Source organism: Corynebacterium sp. NPDC104732, assembly GCF_055583565.1.
This window is the reverse complement of record NZ_JBVJNS010000004.1, coordinates 171,325-191,355: the sequence shown is the minus strand read 5'-3', so window position 1 is coordinate 191,355 and position 20,031 is coordinate 171,325. Positions and strand designations below refer to the sequence as shown.

24 protein-coding genes are annotated in these 20,031 nt (G+C 58.5%); 10 read left to right on the top strand and 14 right to left on the bottom strand.

The annotated features are described in order from the left end of the window. Nucleotides 1-239, bottom strand: a 239-nt coding sequence (locus ACZ6ZO_RS04900) for a DNA-3-methyladenine glycosylase (protein ID WP_465290996.1), incomplete at its 3' end; no start/stop codon positions are given. A 60-nt stretch (nucleotides 240-299) separates the two neighbouring features. Further along, nucleotides 300-833, bottom strand: a complete 534-nt coding sequence (locus ACZ6ZO_RS04895; RefSeq protein ID WP_465290994.1) for an endonuclease domain-containing protein — start codon at nucleotides 831-833, stop codon at nucleotides 300-302. Between the two features lie 511 nt (nucleotides 834-1,344). On the opposite strand from ACZ6ZO_RS04895, the gene ACZ6ZO_RS04890 reads away from it, so the two are divergent. Together ACZ6ZO_RS04890 and ACZ6ZO_RS04885 are read left to right on the top strand one after the other, a co-directional pair. Next, nucleotides 1,345-1,917, top strand: coding sequence for an HAD family hydrolase (locus ACZ6ZO_RS04890; protein WP_465290992.1), 573 nt, complete (start codon nucleotides 1,345-1,347; stop codon nucleotides 1,915-1,917). After that, nucleotides 1,911-2,408, top strand: coding sequence for a gamma carbonic anhydrase family protein (locus ACZ6ZO_RS04885; RefSeq protein ID WP_182387446.1), 498 nt, complete (start codon nucleotides 1,911-1,913; stop codon nucleotides 2,406-2,408). The genes ACZ6ZO_RS04890 and ACZ6ZO_RS04885 overlap by 7 nt, the downstream gene beginning before the upstream one ends. Here the strand turns inward: ACZ6ZO_RS04885 and ACZ6ZO_RS04880 are convergent. Then, nucleotides 2,372-3,622, bottom strand: a complete 1,251-nt coding sequence (locus tag ACZ6ZO_RS04880) for an MFS transporter (RefSeq protein ID WP_465290990.1) — start codon at nucleotides 3,620-3,622, stop codon at nucleotides 2,372-2,374. The two genes, ACZ6ZO_RS04885 and ACZ6ZO_RS04880, sit on opposite strands and share 37 nt — an antisense overlap. Then, complete coding sequence (locus ACZ6ZO_RS04875) at nucleotides 3,619-4,530, bottom strand: MarR family transcriptional regulator (RefSeq protein ID WP_465290988.1); 912 nt, start codon at nucleotides 4,528-4,530, stop codon at nucleotides 3,619-3,621. The genes ACZ6ZO_RS04880 and ACZ6ZO_RS04875 overlap by 4 nt, the downstream gene beginning before the upstream one ends. A gap of 134 nt (nucleotides 4,531-4,664) precedes the next feature. Between ACZ6ZO_RS04875 and ACZ6ZO_RS04870 the strand changes: the two genes are divergently transcribed. Then, the gene (locus tag ACZ6ZO_RS04870; protein ID WP_465290986.1) at nucleotides 4,665-6,275 is read left to right on the top strand and encodes a DUF885 domain-containing protein; all 1,611 of its coding nucleotides are present in this window, start codon (nucleotides 4,665-4,667) and stop codon (nucleotides 6,273-6,275) included. 29 nt (nucleotides 6,276-6,304) lie between these two features. On the opposite strand, the gene ACZ6ZO_RS04865 is transcribed toward ACZ6ZO_RS04870, so the two are convergent. Then, entirely contained in the window at nucleotides 6,305-7,336 is a 1,032-nt protein-coding gene (locus tag ACZ6ZO_RS04865) for an AbrB family transcriptional regulator (protein WP_465290984.1), read from the bottom strand. A gap of 43 nt (nucleotides 7,337-7,379) precedes the next feature. Here ACZ6ZO_RS04865 and ACZ6ZO_RS04860 point away from each other — a divergent pair, with 43 nt between their 5' ends. Beyond that, entirely contained in the window at nucleotides 7,380-8,135 is a 756-nt protein-coding gene (locus tag ACZ6ZO_RS04860; RefSeq protein WP_465290982.1) for a TSUP family transporter, read from the top strand. Further along, nucleotides 8,084-8,539, top strand: a complete 456-nt coding sequence (locus tag ACZ6ZO_RS04855) for a phosphatase PAP2 family protein (protein WP_465290980.1) — start codon at nucleotides 8,084-8,086, stop codon at nucleotides 8,537-8,539. Before ACZ6ZO_RS04860 ends, ACZ6ZO_RS04855 begins: the two co-directional genes overlap by 52 nt. Nucleotides 8,540-8,561: 22 nt before the next feature. On the opposite strand, the gene ACZ6ZO_RS04850 is transcribed toward ACZ6ZO_RS04855, so the two are convergent. Both ACZ6ZO_RS04850 and ACZ6ZO_RS04845 read right to left on the bottom strand, forming a co-directional pair. Continuing rightward, nucleotides 8,562-10,769, bottom strand: coding sequence for an ATP-dependent RNA helicase (locus tag ACZ6ZO_RS04850; protein WP_465290978.1), 2,208 nt, complete (start codon nucleotides 10,767-10,769; stop codon nucleotides 8,562-8,564). Continuing rightward, entirely contained in the window at nucleotides 10,762-11,391 is a 630-nt protein-coding gene (locus ACZ6ZO_RS04845; RefSeq protein WP_182385168.1) for a DUF6474 family protein, read from the bottom strand. The genes ACZ6ZO_RS04850 and ACZ6ZO_RS04845 overlap by 8 nt, the downstream gene beginning before the upstream one ends. Before the next feature lie 72 nt (nucleotides 11,392-11,463). On the opposite strand from ACZ6ZO_RS04845, the gene ACZ6ZO_RS04840 reads away from it, so the two are divergent. Then, a complete protein-coding gene (locus ACZ6ZO_RS04840) occupies nucleotides 11,464-12,873 on the top strand; it encodes a TM0106 family RecB-like putative nuclease (RefSeq protein ID WP_465290976.1) in 1,410 nt (469 codons plus the stop codon). A 51-nt stretch (nucleotides 12,874-12,924) separates the two neighbouring features. On the opposite strand, the gene ACZ6ZO_RS04835 is transcribed toward ACZ6ZO_RS04840, so the two are convergent. Continuing rightward, complete coding sequence (locus tag ACZ6ZO_RS04835) at nucleotides 12,925-13,626, bottom strand: queuosine precursor transporter (RefSeq protein ID WP_208768282.1); 702 nt, start codon at nucleotides 13,624-13,626, stop codon at nucleotides 12,925-12,927. Nucleotides 13,627-13,634: 8 nt separating this feature from the next. Here ACZ6ZO_RS04835 and gluQRS point away from each other — a divergent pair, with 8 nt between their 5' ends. Then, complete coding sequence (gene gluQRS, locus ACZ6ZO_RS04830; protein ID WP_465290973.1) at nucleotides 13,635-14,468, top strand: tRNA glutamyl-Q(34) synthetase GluQRS; 834 nt, start codon at nucleotides 13,635-13,637, stop codon at nucleotides 14,466-14,468. A 333-nt stretch (nucleotides 14,469-14,801) separates the two neighbouring features. Then, nucleotides 14,802-15,275: a hypothetical protein gene (locus ACZ6ZO_RS04825; protein WP_465290971.1), complete on the top strand. Its 474-nt coding sequence runs from the start codon at nucleotides 14,802-14,804 to the stop codon at nucleotides 15,273-15,275. A gap of 54 nt (nucleotides 15,276-15,329) precedes the next feature. Here the strand turns inward: ACZ6ZO_RS04825 and ACZ6ZO_RS04820 are convergent, their stop codons facing one another. Further along, complete coding sequence (locus ACZ6ZO_RS04820; RefSeq protein ID WP_465290969.1) at nucleotides 15,330-16,478, bottom strand: MFS transporter; 1,149 nt, start codon at nucleotides 16,476-16,478, stop codon at nucleotides 15,330-15,332. 58 nt (nucleotides 16,479-16,536) lie between these two features. Here ACZ6ZO_RS04820 and ACZ6ZO_RS04815 point away from each other — a divergent pair, with 58 nt between their 5' ends. Then, entirely contained in the window at nucleotides 16,537-17,112 is a 576-nt protein-coding gene (locus ACZ6ZO_RS04815) for a cysteine hydrolase family protein (protein ID WP_465290967.1), read from the top strand. Nucleotides 17,113-17,163: 51 nt separating this feature from the next. Here the strand turns inward: ACZ6ZO_RS04815 and ACZ6ZO_RS04810 are convergent, their stop codons facing one another. After that, on the bottom strand, nucleotides 17,164-17,763 hold the full coding sequence (locus ACZ6ZO_RS04810; RefSeq protein WP_182385176.1) for a superoxide dismutase: 600 nt from the start codon (nucleotides 17,761-17,763) through the stop codon (nucleotides 17,164-17,166). A gap of 81 nt (nucleotides 17,764-17,844) precedes the next feature. Between ACZ6ZO_RS04810 and msrA the strand changes: the two genes are divergently transcribed. Continuing rightward, entirely contained in the window at nucleotides 17,845-18,453 is a 609-nt protein-coding gene (gene msrA, locus ACZ6ZO_RS04805; RefSeq protein WP_182385177.1) for a peptide-methionine (S)-S-oxide reductase MsrA, read from the top strand. Here msrA and ACZ6ZO_RS04800 read toward each other — a convergent pair. The 4 genes from ACZ6ZO_RS04800 to ACZ6ZO_RS04785 all read right to left on the bottom strand — a co-directional run bounded on the left by ACZ6ZO_RS04800 (nucleotide 18,450) and on the right by ACZ6ZO_RS04785 (nucleotide 19,962). Further along, entirely contained in the window at nucleotides 18,450-18,755 is a 306-nt protein-coding gene (locus ACZ6ZO_RS04800) for a DMT family transporter (protein WP_182385178.1), read from the bottom strand. The two genes, msrA and ACZ6ZO_RS04800, sit on opposite strands and share 4 nt — an antisense overlap. Continuing rightward, nucleotides 18,752-19,066 (bottom strand): DMT family transporter, encoded by a 315-nt coding sequence (locus ACZ6ZO_RS04795; RefSeq protein ID WP_465290964.1) that lies wholly within the window; start codon nucleotides 19,064-19,066, stop codon nucleotides 18,752-18,754. Before ACZ6ZO_RS04795 ends, ACZ6ZO_RS04800 begins: the two co-directional genes overlap by 4 nt. Before the next feature lie 48 nt (nucleotides 19,067-19,114). Further along, a complete protein-coding gene (locus tag ACZ6ZO_RS04790; protein ID WP_465290962.1) occupies nucleotides 19,115-19,627 on the bottom strand; it encodes an NADPH-dependent FMN reductase in 513 nt (170 codons plus the stop codon). A gap of 167 nt (nucleotides 19,628-19,794) precedes the next feature. Next, nucleotides 19,795-19,962 (bottom strand): antitoxin, encoded by a 168-nt coding sequence (locus tag ACZ6ZO_RS04785; protein ID WP_182385181.1) that lies wholly within the window; start codon nucleotides 19,960-19,962, stop codon nucleotides 19,795-19,797. Nucleotides 19,963-20,031: the final 69 nt, after the last annotated feature.

Below are 20,031 nucleotides of genomic sequence, written 5' to 3'. Positions count from 1 at the left end.
TGACACACAATGTTGCCCGCCTTATGAATCCCGTAAGAATGATAGACATACATCAGTCCGGGCGGGCCAAACAGGGCAGCATTCGCCCTGGTAAGGCCCCGAGACGCATGAGAAGCAGGATCATCCTCACCTAGGTATGCCTCCACCTCCGTGAGTCTTATCGAAACCCCGTTCCAGGTGAACACAGCACCCAGCAACTCAGGGGCAACAACGTCGGCAGGTCGGGCGAAAAAGTCCATGCTCAGACACTAGGCGTGCCGGATTTGGTAATGCAAAGTGACGTTTTGACGGCTAAAAAGTCAGTTTCCATTACCAAATTCGGCGCCGGCTTTCTCTAACTTCCTCCGCACCCGCCGCATCAGATCTTGCTCCCTCCGGAGCATCCCTTTGGTCACGCGCATGACGTGCCAGCCTTGTTCTTGAAGGTAGGCGAGGATTTCGTTGTCGCGGTCGATGTTTTTCTGGTCGCCGTGGTGTTCGCCGTCGTAATAGATCGCGACTTTGAGGTGCACCCAAGCGAAATCGACGATGGTGACCAATGTTCCGTTTTCGTAGACTTCGTGTTGCGTCGTCCACCCGGGAAGTAGCCGTTTCAGCATGAGGCGAAGAGTGGTCTCTTGGGGCGAATCCGCGTTGGGCACCGAGAGCTTCATGAGGCGTTTGAGGCGCCGTTGACATAGGCGTCGTCGAGCAGCCTTGCGGACGGCTTGCAGTGTAACGCCTGCGTATCGACGCGCAGCGTCCAAAATCTGGACCGCACGGAGTTCGGTTAACCACAATCCTGTCACCTTCGCAGTACAGTAAGTGATGCGTTCCCGCAGGACGTAAATCATGCAATCGATCGTGGCAGTTGCAGCATCAACGCAAATGAGGTCAGGAAAAATTTGGTCAAGACCAGTAACTTCTTGGAAGCGGACCCCTTTAATTAAATGGAGATGAGGGTTTTCTCGGACCCCGCGCGCCGGAGTATGTACCGTAGCCAACGGAATATCCCACCAATACGGCACCCCATGATAAGCAAGCGCCGCGAACCCACCAATAACACCAGAAGGAAAACGCAGATGAGCGGCGCGAACTCTAAAGAGCAAATCAGGAGGGGAAGCAGGAGAAGCGTAAACACCATGGGAAAAACGGTGCACGTGGTTGCGTCAGATAAGGGAAATTGAAAGTTGATGAGCCGGAGCAGGAAAAATTAAAGGGTTCATACTTATTTAGACTTGGCGGGAGCCGGAAAGGGTTCCATCAGACAAGGAACTTGTTGAATTTGGTAATGCAAAGTGACGTTTTGGCAGCTAAAAAGTCAGTTTCCATTACCAAATCCGGCACGGCAGTATCTTGGAAGACATGAACTTTCTCTTCGATCTCTACGGTGTCCTTTTGAAAACTCAGTCGGAGCAGGCGCTCCGGGCTTTGGAGCAGGTGACTGGGGCGACGGATGAGTTGTGGCCGGTGTATTGGGAGTTGCGCCCGGATTTTGATGCTGGTCGGGTGACTGCGGAGGAGTACTGGGACAAGGTGCAGAAGCGGCTGCATGTGGATCCGTTTGATGTTCAGCAGGCGATTGATACGGATTATGCCGGTTGGTTGGAAGAGGATCCGGAGATGGTTGATTTGGTCCGCGGGTTGGCGAAGGACCATAGGGTGGGGTTGCTGTCGAATATTCCGGAGGGGCTTGCGCGTGAGGTGTTGAGGAAGCACACGTGGCTGCAGGATTTCGACAGTATTGCGATGTCGTATGACATTGGGGTGGAGAAGCCCCAGCCGGAGGCTTATGCGAAGGCGTTGGAGTTGTTGGGGACTTTGCCTGCGGAGACGCATTTTTTCGACGACAATGAGGCTAATGTGCGGGCTGCGGAGCGGTGTGGTTTGCAGGCGCATTTGTTTACTGGCATCGACACCTTGAAGGAAATATTGTGATCCTGGAATTCAATGGCAAGGCTCCGAAGATTCATCCGGATGCGTTTGTGGCTCCGAATGCGACGATTATCGGTGATGTAGAGATCGGTAAGGATGCCAGCATTTGGTACAACGTGGTGATCCGCGCGGATGTGAATAAGATCCGCATTGGTGAGCGCACGAATGTGCAGGATGGGTCAATTTTGCATGTGGATAGGGATGCGCCGTGCATTCTTGGCGATGACGTCACGATCGGCCACATGGCCCTGATCCACGGTACGACGGTGGGCAATGGCACGTTGGTGGGGATGAAGTCGGGCCTGCTCAGCCGGTCGAAGATTGGTGAGGGGTGTCTTATTGCCGCTGGTGCGATTGTGCTTGAGGGGCAGGAAATCCCTGACCACACGTTGGCTGCGGGGATTCCGGCGAAGGTGAAGCGCGAGAATGATCGCGAGTTTGTCACCCATGCGGGCCATTACGTGGAGCTTTCCAAGGAGCACGGGCGCCTGTAGTTCCAGAAGGACGGCGCCAGCACCATACATACAAGGGTGCCGAGTATCACCAGTACTCCACCGGAAATGATGGTGTAGGCGGGGCCGATCAGGCCCGAGCTGTAGCCGTGGAGGAGGTCGCCGAAGCGCGGCCCACCCGCGACAACGATGAGGAAAATTCCTTGGATGCGCCCTTGGACGTGTTCGTCGGCGGATTCCTGGAGGATGGCGGAGCGGAACGCCATGCTGAACATGTCCATCATCCCGCCGAGGACCAGCATGACCAGGCAGAGCCACGCGAGGTGGGAGAGGACGCCAATACCGGCGCCGATCACCGCTAGCCCCCAGGCGATGATGAGGACGTAGACGGCTACTCCTTGCCGTGTCACCGTGCTGATCCAACCAGAAAATAGCCCACCCAGGACCGCCCCTAGCGCCATCGACGCGTACAACAAGGCCAGGATCGTCCCTCCCGAAGCAGGACCGCCGAAAGAAACGTGTGCGATCTCGGGGTAGAGGGCGCGCGGTAGGCCGAAAACCATCGCGATGAGGTCGGCGACCAGGGAAATCAGCAGGATAGGCTGCGTCGCGGCATATTTCACCCCGGCCACCACCGACGCCACGCCTGGCCCGGGACCGCCACCCGGCACTGCAGGCAGCTTCACGACGGCCCAAAGGGTGCTCATCAAGGACAACGCATCGATCGCGTACAACCACGCAAAACCGGTAATCGGGATTAACGCTCCGGCCAGCAGGGGACCCACAATCGCGCCGAACTGCACCAAAGTCATGTTGAGCGCTGCCGCGGCGGCGAGCAACCCCTTAGGGAGCAAACGCGGCATCAGCGCGGTGCGCGTTGGCTGGTTGACCGCGAAAAACGCCTGCTGCAGGGAATACGTGCCCAGCAGGAGCCACACATTCGTGTTACCCAGGACGGTCAGGACCCAAAACAGTGCAGTGGTGCCGATGAGGCCGAGAGTGGTCGCTAGCAGCACACGGCGCTTATCAAAGGCGTCGGCAATGGCGCCACCGTAGAGGCCGAAAACGATGAGCGGAACTAAACCAAAAAGGCCGGTGAGGCCGACGTAACCAGAATCCTTCGTGATCGAGTAGATCTGCGCCGGGACGGCCACGACCGTCATCTGCCCGCCAATGACGGTGACTATGTTTGCCAGCCATAGGCGTCGGAAAGCAGGCGATTGAAGCGGACGAGTGTCGGCGAAGAGCTTGGTCACGCCTTCGCCAACTCCAGCGGGTGAGCGTTGAACATCGACAGGGACAGCGCGTGGGTGATGGTGCGCAGCGTCTCCAACTCGGGGCGGGTAAGCCGCAGCTTGACCTCGTCGTGGAACGCCTCGGTGAGCTGAGCGCGGATCCGATTGCGGTTCTCCGGGTTGATGAAATAGGAGCCGGAAAACACGATCTGCTTCGGACGATCCTGCTCAATCAGATAGGTCAGCCACTCATCCACAGACATACTCACCTCCGGGATGGACACGCCCGTCCTGTTGATATACGCCGCTGATGTGGTGTTATCCGAATACAGGACAAACACATCCTCCTCAGTGATGTCCTGCTGAGACTCCGCCAACGCGAGCGCAGACGCCGCATTACCGGTGATAGTGGGAACGTGGAACTCAAACTCGAGGCGCTCACGGATCGCAGTGAAATCATTCCAGTGCAGCGAGGCCGCGCTCAACGCAATACTTTTAATCGGCAGATGAAGATCACCCTTGATGCGGTAGATCGCAGCCACGATGTACTCCAGCACATCCGCACACACGTGATTTTGGGCGAACTCGCTCACCACAATCTCACGAAGCAGGCGACCACGGGCATCAAAGCAACCGATAACAGCGTCATCCTTATCGAGCGCCACCCCAATGAAAGCGCCCGGCCACGACGCCAACTCCAGGGGCACCACGGGACGACCCGGGCGAGACGTATTGATCAAATCGCGCCTCTCGCGGAGCAAGCCGGCATTAGCGAGAGCAGCAACGGCGCGGGTGATCGTCGGCTGCGACAGGCCGGTCGCCTTCACAAGCTCACCACGGCCCACATGAGGCGAACGCCGAACATGGTACAAAACCTGCGCAGCAGGAGTAGCCGGCTTCTCAAAAATTTGGCTGAACGCAAGTCTCATGATGAAAATTATAGTTTCCGCTCAGGTGCAAGTTTGTTTCCTACGGGCAAAATTCTCCGATAGATCGATTTTGTAGCATTTGCTATCACAATCCGTCCTGGCAATCGTCGCTGAAAAAGCTAGACTATGCGCTTATGACTCGAGAGCCATCCCTACTCGACGCCACGTGCGACGCATACGTCCACGCCGTCGCAGCCGTATCACCGACCGACGCCACCGGATGGGGCATCCCCGGACACGACGACCAGCTCCAAGACTTTTCCCCCGCATACTGGGACAAACTTGCTGACCTTTCCCGAGACCTCCTCGCTGACGTCGACGCCTTCGACGACTGCACCGATGACTGCGACGACATTGATGACTTCGACGACGTCGATACCGTCACCGCCGCGGTGCTCCGCGACCGACTTGGACTCCAACTGGATCTTCACCACCGCGCAGAAAACTACGCCCTACTGAACAACCTGGCCTCCCCAGTCCAAACCATCCGAGACACCTTCTCCCTCATGTCCGACCAGGACGCCATCCGGGCCCGCCTGGCCAAGGTCCCCTCCGCTCTCAAGGGCTACCGCGAATCCCTCGCCCTCGCCGCCGGCCAAGGACGAGTCGCTGCGCTGCGCCAAGTGGAACTCCTCATCGCAGAATGCGGCAACACCTCCTTCTACGACACTCTCGGAGCCCCCGAAGCAGAAGTTAAATCCGTCAAAAAAGCCTTTGCTGAACTGGGAGAATGGCTCTCCGAGTGCCTGGCCTCCCATGCTCCGACCACAGATGCTGTCGGCCGGGAACGCTACGAGTTGTTCTCCCGCGAATTCGTCGGAGCGTCTGTAGATCTCGACGAAGCCTACGAGTGGGGCCTCGAAAGGCTGCGCGACATTATTGCCGCACAAGAATCCGTTGCACGACAACTGTACGGACCGGGAACCACCGTCCCGGAAGCAATCACCAAGCTCAACTCAGACCCCAAGTATCTGATCGAGGGCGTCGATAAGCTGCAGCAATGGATGCAAACCGCAGCCGACGAAGCAGTCGCCGCCTTCAACATTCCCGAAGAAATCCGCCGCATCGAATGCTGCATCGACAAAGCCGGCACCGGTGGCATCTTCTACACCCCACCCACCGCCGACTTCTCCCGCCCCGGTCGCATGTGGTGGTCCGTCGCGCCGGGCGATAACACCTTCCACAAATGGCAGGAACTCACCACCGTCTACCACGAAGGCGTCCCCGGCCACCACCTCCAAATCGGCTCCGCCATGCTCGCCCCGCTCAACCTCTGGCGCCGCGTCCCCTGCTGGAACTCCGGACACGGCGAAGGTTGGGCGCTCTACGCCGAAAACCTCATGGACGAACTCGGATACCTATCCGACCCCGGCATGAAAATGGGACTACTCGACGCCCAACGACTCCGCGCCGCCCGAGTTGTCCTCGACATCGGCGTCCACCTCGGCAAACACGTCCCCGATGGAATCAGCACCTGGGACGCCTCCTACGCGCGGAACTTCCTCCGCGAAAACTCCGCCATGAGCCCCGCCGCCCTGGAATTCGAACTCAACCGCTACCTCGGCTGGCCCGGACAAGCACCGTCCTACGCCCTCGGACAACGGCTCTGGCAACAACTGCGGGACGACGCCCTCGCTGCCGGCATGTCACTACAGGATTTCCACGCACGCGCGCTGTCCTATGGATCAATCCCGATGGAGATCCTTAGAGAGGAAGTCCTTGCCGGATTTGGTAAAGCAAACTGACGATTTTCCCGCTAAAAGTGCGGTTTGCATTACCAAATCCGACGCGCCAGTATCTTCGGCAAGTATCCCGCCACGAGCAAGATGGCGATGAGTCGGATGACTTGGATCGCGGCGATGGAAGGTCCGGCGTCGAATTCATCGGCGAGGGCTAAGACTGTTTCTAGCCCGCCGGGGCTGGTGGCGAGGTATGCCTCGAAGTATGAGGTATCCAGCCAGTGCATGATCCCAATGGCCATGATTGCGCAGGATCCCAGTAGCAGGAAGATGAAGATGAAGGTGGCCGGGAGCTGCTTGGCGAAGAATTTCAGCGCGGGGATCGAGAGCATGCCACCGGCGGTCCAGCCGATGATGACGAACGTGAAGATTTTGAGTTCTGTGGGCAGCGCTAGGGCAGAGGGGTGTGGAAAGAATTGGGCTAGGAGGATCGTGAGACCGAGTGGCCCGATAATGCCGGGCGCAGGGAAACGTAGCAGTGTGGCCAGGGGTTCTGCGACGAGCACGATTGCCCCGATGGCGAGCAGCGGGATGAGTTCGTAGGGAGCTTCCTGGTGGGAGATCGTTCCCCGGGGCACATCCATCAGTGGCACGAGCAGGGGCAGCGTGATCGTCACGGTGAGGAGCCGCAGGTATTGGGAAAGCGTGACATAGCGGAAGTCCGCGCCCATGGTCTCGGCGAGCACCGGCATGATAGAGGCCCCGCCAGCCAGCATGGATAGCACACCAGTCTCCCGAGAGATTGCTGGTTCGTGGCGGGAAAGGAGCATACCACCTGCGATACCGATGCCTACCGTCACCGCGGAAACCACAACACCAGGCAGGATGAAGTGCAACAGGTCCTCTGGGCTGGTGGCAACGATGGGGGCTGCCGCCATGACCGCAATGAGATTACGGCTGATCCTTTTGAGCAGAGAGTGCACCGGGAGCTCGGTGGACGTGTAGAGCGCCAGCGATGCGGAACCGACGATCGCACCCAGAATCCAAGCAGCGGGCACCCCGGCACGGTCGAAGAGAAAACCGCAGCCGAAAGTCAGTGCGATGACGATCGACCAGCGTGTAACCATAAGTTAAAATTCCTTTCCGTCACCTAGGTTAGGAGTAATCAAGTTGGAATGGGGAATACTCATCGCAGGATCGATGGCTGCCGGTTGGGTCGATGCGATGATCGGAGGCGGAGGCCTCATCCTTATTCCGCTGCTCATGGCCGTATTTCCGGGCATGTCTCCAGCGATGGTCGTAGCGACCAACAAAGTCGCAGCGATCACAGGCACCGCATCAGCGGCGGTGGCATACCTGAGGAAAGTTGCCGTGCCACGCCAGCTGGCGGTGATGTTCATCCCGATCGCCGCGATGTGTTCGGGCGTCGGTGCATTGATCGCAGCCATGATCTCCAAAGACGTGATGCGGCCGATGGTAATCGTGCTCATGCTGATCGTCGGCACGATTGTGGCGCTTCGGCCATCGTTCGGGCAGGGGGAGTCGGAGGAAGCACCGTCGATAGGCAGGCGGGTGCTGACCTTGCTTGGGGTGGGCGCGATCGCATTTTATGACGGCATCTTCGGACCCGGCACGGGCATGTTCCTGATCATGGTGTTCACCGGAATTTTGTCGCAGAATTTCCTGGCGTCCACCGCGCTGACCAAGGTGGTCAATACCGCCACGAATCTGGGTGCGCTGGTCGTTTTCACAGTTGGTGGACACATTTGGTGGCAGCTTGGCCTCACTCTGGCGGTAGCGAATGTGATCGGGGCACAACTCGGCGCCCGCACGGTGCTCGGCGGTGGAACACGCCTCATCCGCATCCTCTTACTGTGCACAGTGGTGATCATGTCCTGCTATTTGGGCTGGCAGCAGTGGGGTTGATCTCATTCCTTTTCCAACCCTGGGCGGTGCTGGGGTACGCGGTCGCGCTGTCAGTAAAGGCACGCTGGGCGTGGGTGCCCGTCGCGTGCGCCAGCTTAACCACACACCTGCTCAAACCCCTTTTCGCCGTCCCGCGGCCGGCCACTGCAACCGTGTATGAGGCTTCCTACTCTTTCCCTAGCGGGCACGCCACAGCGATTGCTGCGTTGGCCTGCGTGATTGTTGTGCTGTGGTCCCGGTGGTGGGTGGCCTGTGGCGCTGTAGCATTGGCGCTGCTTGTGGGCTATTCCCGCCTGTATTTAGGGGTACATCGGCCAGTGGAAATCCTCGCTGGGTACGCGGTGGGATGTGCGTGGGTTTTTGCCGTAAGTAAAATTCGACATTTTTGCTCTGATACGGCATGAAAAACCGCGAAAATGCCGAATTTTACTTACGCTTCGTTAATGCTGTCGCCGGCGCCGACCACGGATCTTCCGGCCACGGGTGCTTCGGGTAGCGCCCGCGCATCTCGGCGCGCACGCCCCGGTAGGGGCCATTCCAGAAACTTGCTAAGTCATCGGTGACGGCCAGCGGCCGGCCCGCGGGGGAGAGCAGATGAAACTGCACCCGTACCTCACAGAACACCGGAGATTCGGCTAGGCCGAAGCATTCCTGCAGCTTGACCCGGCATACCGGGCGCCCGGAATCGTAGTGCAATGCGTGTGAGCGGCCACTCGGAACCTTCAGGCGCTCCGGGGCGAGCTCATCCAGGCGCGCAGCTTCAGGCCAGGGGAGGAGGGCTTTGAGGAAGTCGGCACCGACTGTGGCGCTGGAACCCGACCAGGTGCGGGTCAAGGATTCATCGGAAACATCCGGCCATGGCGCGCCCAGCTGAGCATGCAGGAACGCCAAGCGATCGCGCAGCGCCACGAACCCCTCGGAGGTGTGCAAAATGCCAAAACCCTGAGCGCGCACCGCATTAGTGAGAGCTTCTTCAATCTCCAAAGGAGAAAGCGCAACCGGGGTACTGGACAGCTCGATAGCGCCTGCCCGCCGCACCCGACGCCCCTTCACACGAGTGCCTTCCACCAGTGCAGACGTCTCCTCCACCACCGGAACCACCCGTAATGCGTCCTCTTGGCTGAGCGCCGCAGCAGCGCGAATCACGCCACCGCTCTTGGTGCGAGACACCGCGGCGCAGGCAATCCACTCGGAGCCCAGGTCCGGGAAACCCAAGGTAGCGCGGGTGCCCGACGCCAGCTGGAACTCGTTTCCTGCTACCCGCCGTGCCACCCATTCCGGGTAGGCAAAGGCCGTGGTCAACCCGGGTTGGACAGCGCCGGAACCCGACAGTCTTTTCACCTCACGGGCTGGTGGCTGAATGCGGGCGATATCGCCGGAAGGTTGGTCAGCAAGCGCAGCCACCGTTCGGGCATCCCCAGTTTCTAACAGCGCCCGGCCCAGCCGGGGCGCCACCGGTAGCAGCGCTAACGAACGAGCAACCTGAGGATCATCCGCCCCTAAAGTGCGCAACGTTGCGAGTGCATCCTCGACCGAGGCTGCGGGCATCGGATCCAGCAGCGGTACGTCAAGCGAACCCCAGCATTTCAGGAACAGCACCGCCTGGGTGAGGTCAGCCGATTGGATTTCTGGGGTGGTGAAAGATTTGAACGCCTCATACTCACTGGAAGAATAGGCACGGATCACGCGGCCAGGTCCCTCGCGGCCCGCACGCCCAGCACGCTGGTCCGCAGAAGACCGGGAGATTGAAGCTGTGACCAGTCCCGTCATCCCGCGGGCGCGATCATAACGAGGTTCGCGTGCCAACCCCGAATCAATCACGGTGCGCACACCAGGAACGGTGATGGAGGACTCGGCCACATTCGTCGCCACGATTACGCGGGGAGCGTCGGTATAGAGCGCTGCATCTTGCTCCGCCAGGGACAGGCGCCCATGCAGCGGATACGCATCAATTTCCTCGCACACCCACGCGACTTCCCGCGCGCCGGGAACAAAGACCAACACCGAATGCGAACCAACATGAGACTCGGCGAGGCGCGCAAGCGCAGCGTAAAACGACCGCGTACCCTCCAGCCGGCCGGGAATCGACTGGTAAGAAATATCCAGCGGATGCAGCACAGCCGGGGTTTCCAGCACCGGCACGCCGCCGAGTAACTCGGAAAACCGGGCAGCATCCAGGGTGGCTGACATGGCGAAGAGAGCGAGATCGTCCCGAACTGAGCTCAGCTCAATGAGCATGCCAAGCACCAGGTCCGTGTCCAACCCGCGCTCGTGCACCTCGTCCACTACCACGGCAGACACGCCCTCCAAGAAGGGGTCCTGCAACAGTCGGCGCAACAACACTCCGGGAGTGACGAACTCCACCAGGTCCGAAGGCTGGGAAGCCCCGCGTACCGCGAATCCGACCGGAAGGCCCGACAGCGCACGAAGCCGCGCCGCGGCCGCCCGCACGGCAACTCGCCGAGGCGCCACCACTACGACACGGCCACCGACAGCATTAAACACCGCCGGCGGGACGAGCGTCGTTTTACCCGTGCCGGGCGGTGCTTGGATGACGGCGCTGTGGGCGTCGTGGAGCTCGGCGAGGATGCCCGAAACAGGCAGACCAGCGCCGATCTTTTCTAAATCAAACAAGCTTGTCTTGGATCTGACCAGCCAGCGCGTCCAGGTCGGAAGTGATGGAACGGTGCGCGCGTCGACGCTGCTCAGGGGTCATGAACTCCGCATTGTCCACGGCCTTATCCAGCTCATTCAGGCGCTCATCAGCATCAATCTTGAAACCGCGCGCAATCGGGGCATCCTCCAGATTCTTCCGCATCCCCGCAATACGCGCCTTAAGCGACGCACCGTGGCCCGCGAACTGGGACATCTCTGCAGCCGAGATTCCCGCCTTCTGGGCGCGCTGCTTGGTGATCGCCTCCCGGATCTGCGTGGAAGCCTTATAAATCAACGGCAGCAAAATAGGGGTCAACATCCGGGCGGTCCCCAGGTAACGCTGGACCTTAGCCTTGTTAAACCTGCCGGCCTGAACACGCGCCAACTCGGTCTTGGCTAACTTTAGCTCCTGCTTACGCTTCGCCTTCAGGCCCTTGCTTTCTGCCTTGAGCAGCTTGTGTTCCTGCTTCGCGAGCAGCTTCTCCTGACGAACCTTAGCCTTCTGCGCGGCCTTCACCTCAGCCTTGGCACGAGCCTTCGCGGCCTTCACCTCAGCCTTAGTCTTCGCGCGGGCCTTACGCATCGACTCAAACACACCCATGGTTAACTCCCGAATACTTCGTAAAACTTTTGCTCCTTATTACCCTACCTGGGATATGGCAAAGTAGTTGTTGTGATTTCTCCGAGCGATCTAGTCGGCTGCCGCTACCGGTCCGTGCAGCGCTCAGCACACCCCGACGTTCCGCCGACCCCCGCGGGCCTCGCGCGACTGGAAAGAATTGAGAAAGCCCGCGCTGTGGTATTCGAATCATTGCCGGTCACGCCAGCGCGCGGGGACCGAGGCTACTTCGCTCGGGTTGACGCCGGGGACGATTTCTTCGACACCCTCGAAGCGATCGCCGCCGGGGCCACCCTCATCACCAACGCCGTGCTTAACGACGTCTCCATCGACATCCTCGTCGCCTTCAACGGAGGATACCTGCCCGTCATCATCACCAACCACCGAGCCGCCCGCCCCCACGCCGGTCGCCGTGTTTCTTACCTGGCCGTCCCCCGCCTCGGCCTCGGCAGCCCCCTGACCGGCGAATACAAGATCCGCCACCACGCCATCGATACGTACCGGCTCGCGATCGCCGGTCGCGCCCTCCAAGAAATGGATCTCGAACGCGGCTACGGCGGCGTCATCGGCCAAGACCGCACCCGCGCCTTCCTGGACCCGCTCCCGCCGCTTTACGACGCCCTCGACCGAGCCCTCCTAGTAGAAACACCCACCGCACCCAGACGCGTCAAAGAATGCGATTCCTGCAGGTACTGGCCCTATTGCTCTGAGCAATTGACCGCTTCTGACGATATTTCACTACTGCTCCCCGGGGACCGCGCGAACCCCTACCGAGAGATGGGACTTACCACCGTCTCGGCATTGGCTGCAGCGAACCTCGGCGACGCTTCCCGCATGGCCGTCGCGTTTCAAAACGGCGAGGTAGTGGTGCCCCGCGGGCCAGTAACCGCACCCCGCTTTGACGTGGAACTGGATATCGACCTCGAAAGCTATCTTGACCAAGGCGTCTACCTCTGGGGAGCATTCGACGGATCCACCTACCACGCCTTCACCGCGTGGTCGCTTTCCACAGAATCCGAAGCTTTCGCTGCATTCTGGGACTTCATATCTGGGGTTCGTGATAACGCCCTAGAGCAGGGCCTCACATTCGGGGCCTTCTGCTACTCCAACCACGGCGAAAACCACTGGCTACGTTCCGCCGCCCGCCGCTTCGCAGGCCAACCAGGGGTTCCCTCGTTGGAAGAGGTGGAAGACTTCATCGGCGCCCCCTACTGGATCGACATCTTCCAACTCGTCCGCAAACAATTCCTGGGCCCATTCGGGCTCGGACTGAAAGTCATCGCCCCCGCAGCAGGATACAACTACCACGTCGACGTCGACGGCGAATCCTCCGTCAATCTGTACCTCGCCGCCGCCTCCGGGGCAACGGACGCCCGCGAAGAACTACTGCAATACAACGAAGACGATTGCCGGGCCACCGCGGCTGTCAGAGAGTGGCTTGCCGGATTTGGCAATGCAAACTGACGTTTCTGGGCTTAAAAGTGCGGTTTGCATTACCAGATTCGACATCTACATCTAGTAGTTCTCTCGCTTCTTCACCGCCGCAATGACTGCGTAGGTTACGGGCATCATGCAAACTTCGACACCGGTTTTCCACAGGAATCCGACCATGGTGTAGTTCACGGTGTCTGTAAAGGTGGTGATGCCGATGACGGGGGCTGCGATGAGGCAGAAGATGAGGGTGTCGCCAAACTCGCCCACCACTGTTGACGACAGCAGCCGCGCCCACAAAGACTTTTCACCTGTTTTTGCCTTCAGTTTCACCAATGTAAATGCGTTGAGTAGCTGTCCGACCAGGTAGCCGGCTAGGGAGGCAGCCACGATTCGGGGCACTAAGCCGAGTGTTTCGGCAAACGCCTGCTGGCCCTCGTAAAAGTCAGCTGCCGGCAGCGCAATAGCGATGTAGAACGCGATGACCGCGATGAGCATGCCAGCGAAGCCAGTCCAGATGGCGTTGCGAGTTGCTTTGAAGCCGTAGCATTCGGAGAGCACGTCGCCGATGACGTATGCGGCTGGGAAGAGGAAGAACGCGCCGTCGGTGATGATAGGGCCGAACGCGACGCCCTTGGAGGCCGTGATGTTCGAGATGATGAAGATCGCCACGAACAGGGCGAGGAAAACAGGGTAGTAGGAACGTTGGACAGTGATGTGGCGGGGTGTACTAGCGGGCGCAGCGGTGGCTACGCCCTCCCCAGACTTAGAAATATTCACTAGCATTAATTACCATGATCGGACGCTATGCACCCAGCCCGAGCGGGGATTTACACTTCGGCAACCTCCGTACCGCCTTGCTGGCCTGGCTGTTTGCGCGTCACGACGGCGGGGGCTTCGTACTTCGCGTTGAGGACGTTGATACTGGTCGTTCGTCTATGGAATCTGCTGAACGGCAGCTTGAGGATCTTGCCGCGATTGGCCTGGACTGGGATGGTGAACCGCTCTACCAATCAACCCGAAGTGATGCCTACGCGACAGCACTGGCTAGTTTGGACACCTACCCGTGCTATTGCTCACGGAAGGAGATCCAGGAAGCATCTCGTGCTCCCCATGCGATTCCGGGATCCTACCCAGGGACCTGCCGAAACGGGGCAGTGGTGCGCCCCGGCAAGGCCCCTTCAACTCGCCTGCGCTCGTCAGTGACGTCATTTACCGTGCAGGACTACTTTGCAGGTTCGTATACCGGCGACGTCGATGATATGGTCTTGCGACGTGGTGACGGTGACTGGGCCTACAACCTGGCCGTCGTCGTTGACGATGCTTACCAGGGCGTCACTCAAGTAGTACGGGGCGATGACCTGCTGCCCTCAGCGCCACGTCAGGCATATTTGGCATCTTTGTTGGGGCTTCCTGTCCCCGAGTATGTGCACGTGCCGTTGGTGCTGAATGCCGCGGGTAAGCGGTTAGCTAAACGCGATGGGGCGGTTACGTTGCGCGACATGGACCTGTCCTGGGCCCGAGCAGAGCTCGCCCGTTCGATTGGGTTGCAGCCCGCCTCCCCAGCCGGGCTATTGGAACAATTCGCCCCTTCGAAACTGTCGCGGCAACCGGTGGTATTTAAGTAGGGAACCATTTGCGGGATTTGGTCAGTCTAACTAAGTGTGGAGACATTATCGCATCGTAGTTACCTGGCCATCCGATCCAGCTCGTCTGCCGTCCTCGGCGGATGGGCCGCTTTGCAATGCCATGGGCTGGATTTCTACCACGATGCCCCGGTTCACCTGCACGTTTCCTATCGTCCCCGGAAACCTGATCCACCAGGTATCGTGACATGCTATCGGTCGCATGCCTTGGTGCATGAGCGACAATGGGGTGAGGTAGTTTGTCGGTTCACCGATGTGGCCACTGCTGTGGTCGACTGTCTAGTGAGTATCTTTCGCGGGCATCATGAATGGAGAGTGCCACACATAGCCGGGCTCGCTCCTGCAGAAGTGCACGCCATCGAAATTCTCGATCTGGTGCGCACTAAAATCGGTTTGACCAGGGAAGATCTCTTTGCAGAAGCTGCATCGCGGACGTGCCGAAGGAGGCTTAAACGGCTGTGGAAGCTGAGCGTGGCGGGGGTGGATTCTCCACCAGAAACGCATATGCGACTCATCCTCCGGGATCTCGCGGACTGGGAGAACCAGACGGAATTCTTTGACGCAACGGGTAGATACCTCACTGCTGCTGACCTTTATGACCCCGTGTCTCGCCTAGCTTTGTTCTATGACGGTGAACACCACCTGCAGCGTTTACAACGTGATTACGATTCGGAGGTTGGGCAACAGCTATTGCTTCAGGGCATCACACCAGTTCGTATTACTGCCGGGCAGATCCGTAATCCGGAACAGCTACGTTCGCTTGTGTCTGCATTGCAGAAGCGTAAGTAAAATTCTGCATCTGAGACGCTTTTGACCGGTCCCGTGGACTTGAAATGCAGAATTTTACTTACGCCCCAACAGTGCGCTCAGCACGACAATCACGCCACTGAGCCCTGCGAGCCAACCGATAAGCCACCACCAGCCAAGCTGAAACATATGTCCAGACAGCCAGCCGACTAAGGAACTTCCTGCGTAGTAGTTGAAAACATACATACTTGACGCTTCTGCACGGTGAGATTTGGCCAGCAACCCCACCCAACTCGATGCCGTCGAATGCATGACAAAAAAGGCTGCTGTGAACACGAATAATGCCACGAGCAACAACAGTAATGAGCTCGTGCCAAGCCCCGGTAGGGACAGCAACATCAGCAGCGCCGACGCCAAAACTACGTGTTCCCGCCCAAACCGCTGCACCATCTTGCCGGCCCGCGCGGAACTCCACGTGCCTGACAAGTACATCAAAAAGAGCAAACCGACTAAGCCCTGCGACAGTCCAAACATCGACACCAGTCGAAAACCTAGGTAGTTGTATACCGACACGAACGTGCCCATCGCCAGGAAAGGTAGCACAAACAGCAGCACGAGTCGTGGGTTTTTCCAGTGTCCAAGCATCGCGTGAAATTCACTGCGGAAATGCAGTTCCTTCGGCCTAAAATTGCGCTGCTTAGGCAGTAGCATCCACACCGCGAGCGCCATCGCAAACGCGAACACAGCGTTTACGCCCATAGCCCACTGCCACGACGTGAACTCCAGCATTCCCGCCGGAATGAGACGACCGATCAGCCCACCGACAGTATTACCTGCGATATAGATGCCCATCGCGCGAGCAAGCTCTTCCCGGCCCATCTCTTCACTTAGCCAGGTCATCGCCACCGCTGGAGTGCCAGCAAAAAATAGGCCCTGAAGTGCGCGAATGGCGATGATGGCGTACGCATTAGTCAAGAATGGGATCACAAGCCCCAAAGCAGTGGCGGCTAGCAACGACCCCACCAGGATCCGCCCACGCCCAAAGCGCTCGGAAAGAATCGACGCCGGAACCACGCAGAGTGCGAGCATGCCGGTAGTCGCTGAAATGGTGAGAGCCGCAGTGGTCGGGGAGATCTTGAACACGGAGGCCAACGTCGGTAACAGTGCTTGAGTGCAATAAAGCCCGTTGAAAGTGGCGAGGCCGACGGCGAGCATGGCAATAATCGCTTTTTGGTCTCGTGTCATACTCATAAGTATATGGCGGGCATTGGAATGCTCTTTCAAAGGTCTGAAAGGAATAAGAATGTTGAATGAAAAGACAGCGATCCTCGCAATTCACTTGATGGGTGACATCGTTGCTGACGGCACCGCTTTTGGCAGCCTGTTCTACCCAGAGGTGGCTCGTCGTGATGTTATTGGTAAGTGCAATACGGCCTTTACTAAAGTGCGCGACGCTGGAGGCACGGTGGTTGCTCTACGCGTAGCCTTTCAGGACGACTACTCCGACCTCGCGCCACATATCCCGCTGCTTGCAATGGCACAACAGGCGGGGGCGCTCAAGGATGGATCTCCCGGTGCGGATATTGTGGCTGACGTAGAACTACACGATTCCGACATTGTTGTCACTCATACCCGACCCGGACCCTTTTCTTCCTCACACCTGGAGACGCTGCTCAAGGAACACGGGATTGAAAACATCATCGTATGTGGGGTAGCAACTAACGCCTCAGTGGAATCAACAGTGAGAGAAGCGGCAGACCTGGGCTTCAACACGTTCTTACTGGAGGACGCCTGTTCGGCAGTTACGCCGGAAGCTCACGATGCCGCCGTGGAATCGATGCGGTTGTTTGCGCAGGTAATCACTACAGCCGACCTATAAAACGCACATCCGCCCCGCAGCTGATACACGGGGCGGATGTGCTAGGAGAGTTTACTTAGCAGCAGCGAAGCGCTGTGCAACCTCATCCCAGTTGAAGACGTTCCAGACAGCCTTGACGTAGTCTGCCTTGACGTTCTTGTACTGGAGGTAGAAAGCGTGCTCCCACATGTCCAGGAGGAGCAGTGGCTTCAGGTCGATGGAGAGGTTGCCCTGCTGGTCAGTCATCTGCTCGATAACTAGGCGTTCGCCCAGGCTGTCCCAAGCCAGCACCGCCCAGCCGGAGCCCTGCAGGCCAAGAGCTGCTGCTTCGAAGTGAGCCTGGAACTTCTCGAAGGAACCGAAGTCGCGGTCGATGGCGTCGGCAAGCTCGCCGGTTGGCTCGCCGCCAGCGTTAGGGCCAAGGTTCTTCCAGAACAGGGAGTGGTTGGTGTGGCCACCAAGGTTGAAAGCGAGGTCCTTGGACAGGGCGGTGACGACGGCGCCGATGGAACCATCGTTGCGAGCAGCCTCAAGCTTCTCCAAAGCAGCGTTAGCACCGTTGACGTAGTTCTGGTGGTGCTTGGTGTGGTGCAGCTCCATGATCTCAGCGGAGATGTGTGGCTCGAGAGCGTCGTATGCGTAGTCGAGCTGAGGAAGTTCGTACTTAGCCATGTGTTTTACCTTTCGTCGATTCAAACGTGTGCCACCCATGATAGGCGTGTTTGTGGATTCCGCAACGATATGATGGCGTATATGGGATTCTTGTTTGCTCCGAAACCTGTCATGGTCACCGCTGAAAACGCCTTGTCTGGCGGTTCGACACCAGTCAACCCCGCCCCAGCGCCCCACGCCGTGCTCGGAACTGCCCTGGATATGCCAGGAAATGACATCTTGATCGGTATCGGGTGTTTCTGGGGTGCCGAAAAATTGTTCTGGGAGATGCCCGGTGTGCTGTCGACATCCGTCGGCTACGCCGGCGGGTTCACCCCCAACCCGACCTACCGCGAAGTCTGCACTGGCCGCACCGGACATGCCGAGGTGGTCCGCGTGGTCTTCGACTGCCCGCTAGAGGACATCGTGCGCGCCGCCCTGGAAGCTCACGACCCAACGCAGGGATATCGCCAGGGCAATGACGTCGGCACGCAATACCGGTCGCTTATCTGCACCCACGAGCCTGAGAAGGTACGCCCGCTTGTCGACGCCTATGGCGCCAAACTCGCTGCCCACGGGTACCCAGCCATCACCACCGAGGTGACCGACATGCAGCCCTTCTACCTCGCTGAAGAAGAACACCAGCAGTACCTGCATAAAAACCCAGGAGGTTACTGCCCGGTGCATTCGACAGGCATCGCGTGCGGCTAGCCTAGTTCGACGCAGAAAACCCCGAGGGTGATGAGCGCAAGCCCTGCCATCATCTTTCGGCTAATGCGCTCATGGAAGAGGATTGCAGACAGCAGTGTGGTGGCGAGCAGCCCGAGGGCTGCCCAGAGTCCATAAGCAATGCTGAGGGGCATGCCTGATTTCAGGGTGAGTGCGAGGAAGAGGTAGGACACCACATACAGGATCGTTACAGGGAGGAAAATCCAGCGGTTACCGAAAGTCGCGACTCGCAGTAACAATGTGCCACAAACTTCTGAGGCGATAGCGGCCAGCAAGTAAATCATGCTTGTACCAGGTAAACGCCGACGACAATGAGAGCTAGCCCGAATGCTGCTAGCGGTGAGATCGGGTCATGGAACAGTGCAGTGGCGGCGATCGCGGTGAGTGCGACTCCAATCGCGGAACATAAGCCATAAGCGACACCAAGCCCCATGCCGGCTTTGAGGGTGCGGCTGAGAAAGAAGAACGCGCTGGCATAGCCCACCACCACAATCGGCCACAGAGCCACATGAGTGAGGGCGGGTTCAAGGCACAGTGTTGCGATCACTTCGCAGGCGATCGCGCCACCAAGATAAGCGTAAGTAAAATTCTGCATTTCGAGCCGTGGATTCCTTATTTTTCGGGCCGAAATGCAGAATTTTACTTACGCCTGAAGCTGCTCCACAACCTGAGCAAGGGTGCCAACTTGGTGTGCGGCAGGGGTGAAGGTGCCATCGACATTCTCGTTGTTCAGATTGACGGAGACCTGCGCACGGGTGGTGCGCATGGAGAAGTTGCCGAGGACGGTGCGTAGCTGGTCTACAACCCGGATGGCGCCGTCGTAGCCGTAAGAGATAAATCCAGCTGGTTTTCCTGCGAGCTCTACGCCGAGGGAGTCGATGGCGTTCTTTAAGGCTCCTGGAATGCCACGGTTATATTCGCCAGTGACAAATATGAATGCATCGTATTGCCCCATTGCGTTGCCCCAGGCCTGCTGTTCGGGGACGTCGTACTTTCCTTGTTGCGCCATCGGTGGGACGGATCCGGTGAATACTGGGAGGTTGAATTCCTTGAGGTCAACCAGTTCAGCGCCTTCGATGTGTGATAGCGCCCAGTCGGCTACCTGCTTGCCGAAGCGACCTTCGCGCACAGATCCAAGTACGATAGCGATTTTCATAGCTAGCTCCCAAAATGTTGACGTTTGAACAATGTAGATATTAGCACTGCGCTTTAGACAAGGTTTCAGGTGCGCTATTTATGTCGTGTTGTCTGGTAATACGAAAAAACCGCAACTGTCCGTGGGGGTACGCACTCTTTGGGGTTGCGGTTTGGGGGTTGGTGGGGTTACTGGCCCTTGAGCTTGTCCTTTGCTAGCTCCTGAGCGCGGTCTACATGCTCTTCGTGCTGGTGGTTGGTCTTGGCGTCGATAGCGTCGCCAGCCTTATCGATAGCCTGATCCACCTTATCTGGGTTGTTAGCTGCAGCTTCTTTAGCCTTGTCAAAAATTCCCATGTGTTATTCTCCTTAGATTTATGTTTGGGGATGCCCTCGATGCTAGAGATGTTTGGAGGGAACATGTAT

Excerpts from the sequence above, each read along its gene's own strand:
- ACZ6ZO_RS04810 (WP_182385176.1), bottom strand. The coding sequence starts at position 17,763 with ATGGCTAAGTACGAACTTCCTCAGCTCGACTACGCATACGACGCTCTC.
- ACZ6ZO_RS04800 (WP_182385178.1), bottom strand. The coding sequence starts at position 18,755 with ATGATTTACTTGCTGGCCGCTATCGCCTCAGAAGTTTGTGGCACATTG.
- ACZ6ZO_RS04865 (WP_465290984.1), bottom strand. The coding sequence starts at position 7,336 with ATGGTTACACGCTGGTCGATCGTCATCGCACTGACTTTCGGCTGCGGT.
- ACZ6ZO_RS04790 (WP_465290962.1), bottom strand. The coding sequence starts at position 19,627 with ATGAAAATCGCTATCGTACTTGGATCTGTGCGCGAAGGTCGCTTCGGC.
- ACZ6ZO_RS04870 (WP_465290986.1), top strand. The coding sequence starts at position 4,665 with ATGACTCGAGAGCCATCCCTACTCGACGCCACGTGCGACGCATACGTC.
- ACZ6ZO_RS04845 (WP_182385168.1), bottom strand. The coding sequence starts at position 11,391 with ATGGGTGTGTTTGAGTCGATGCGTAAGGCCCGCGCGAAGACTAAGGCT.
- ACZ6ZO_RS04890 (WP_465290992.1), top strand. The coding sequence starts at position 1,345 with ATGAACTTTCTCTTCGATCTCTACGGTGTCCTTTTGAAAACTCAGTCG.
- ACZ6ZO_RS04820 (WP_465290969.1), bottom strand. The coding sequence starts at position 16,478 with ATGACACGAGACCAAAAAGCGATTATTGCCATGCTCGCCGTCGGCCTC.
- ACZ6ZO_RS04785 (WP_182385181.1), bottom strand. The coding sequence starts at position 19,962 with ATGGGAATTTTTGACAAGGCTAAAGAAGCTGCAGCTAACAACCCAGAT.
- msrA (WP_182385177.1), top strand. The coding sequence starts at position 17,845 with ATGGGATTCTTGTTTGCTCCGAAACCTGTCATGGTCACCGCTGAAAAC.
- ACZ6ZO_RS04875 (WP_465290988.1), bottom strand. The coding sequence starts at position 4,530 with ATGAGACTTGCGTTCAGCCAAATTTTTGAGAAGCCGGCTACTCCTGCT.
- ACZ6ZO_RS04895 (WP_465290994.1), bottom strand. The coding sequence starts at position 833 with ATGATTTACGTCCTGCGGGAACGCATCACTTACTGTACTGCGAAGGTG.
- gluQRS (WP_465290973.1), top strand. The coding sequence starts at position 13,635 with ATGATCGGACGCTATGCACCCAGCCCGAGCGGGGATTTACACTTCGGC.
- ACZ6ZO_RS04835 (WP_208768282.1), bottom strand. The coding sequence starts at position 13,626 with ATGCTAGTGAATATTTCTAAGTCTGGGGAGGGCGTAGCCACCGCTGCG.
- ACZ6ZO_RS04795 (WP_465290964.1), bottom strand. The coding sequence starts at position 19,066 with ATGCAGAATTTTACTTACGCTTATCTTGGTGGCGCGATCGCCTGCGAA.
- ACZ6ZO_RS04815 (WP_465290967.1), top strand. The coding sequence starts at position 16,537 with ATGTTGAATGAAAAGACAGCGATCCTCGCAATTCACTTGATGGGTGAC.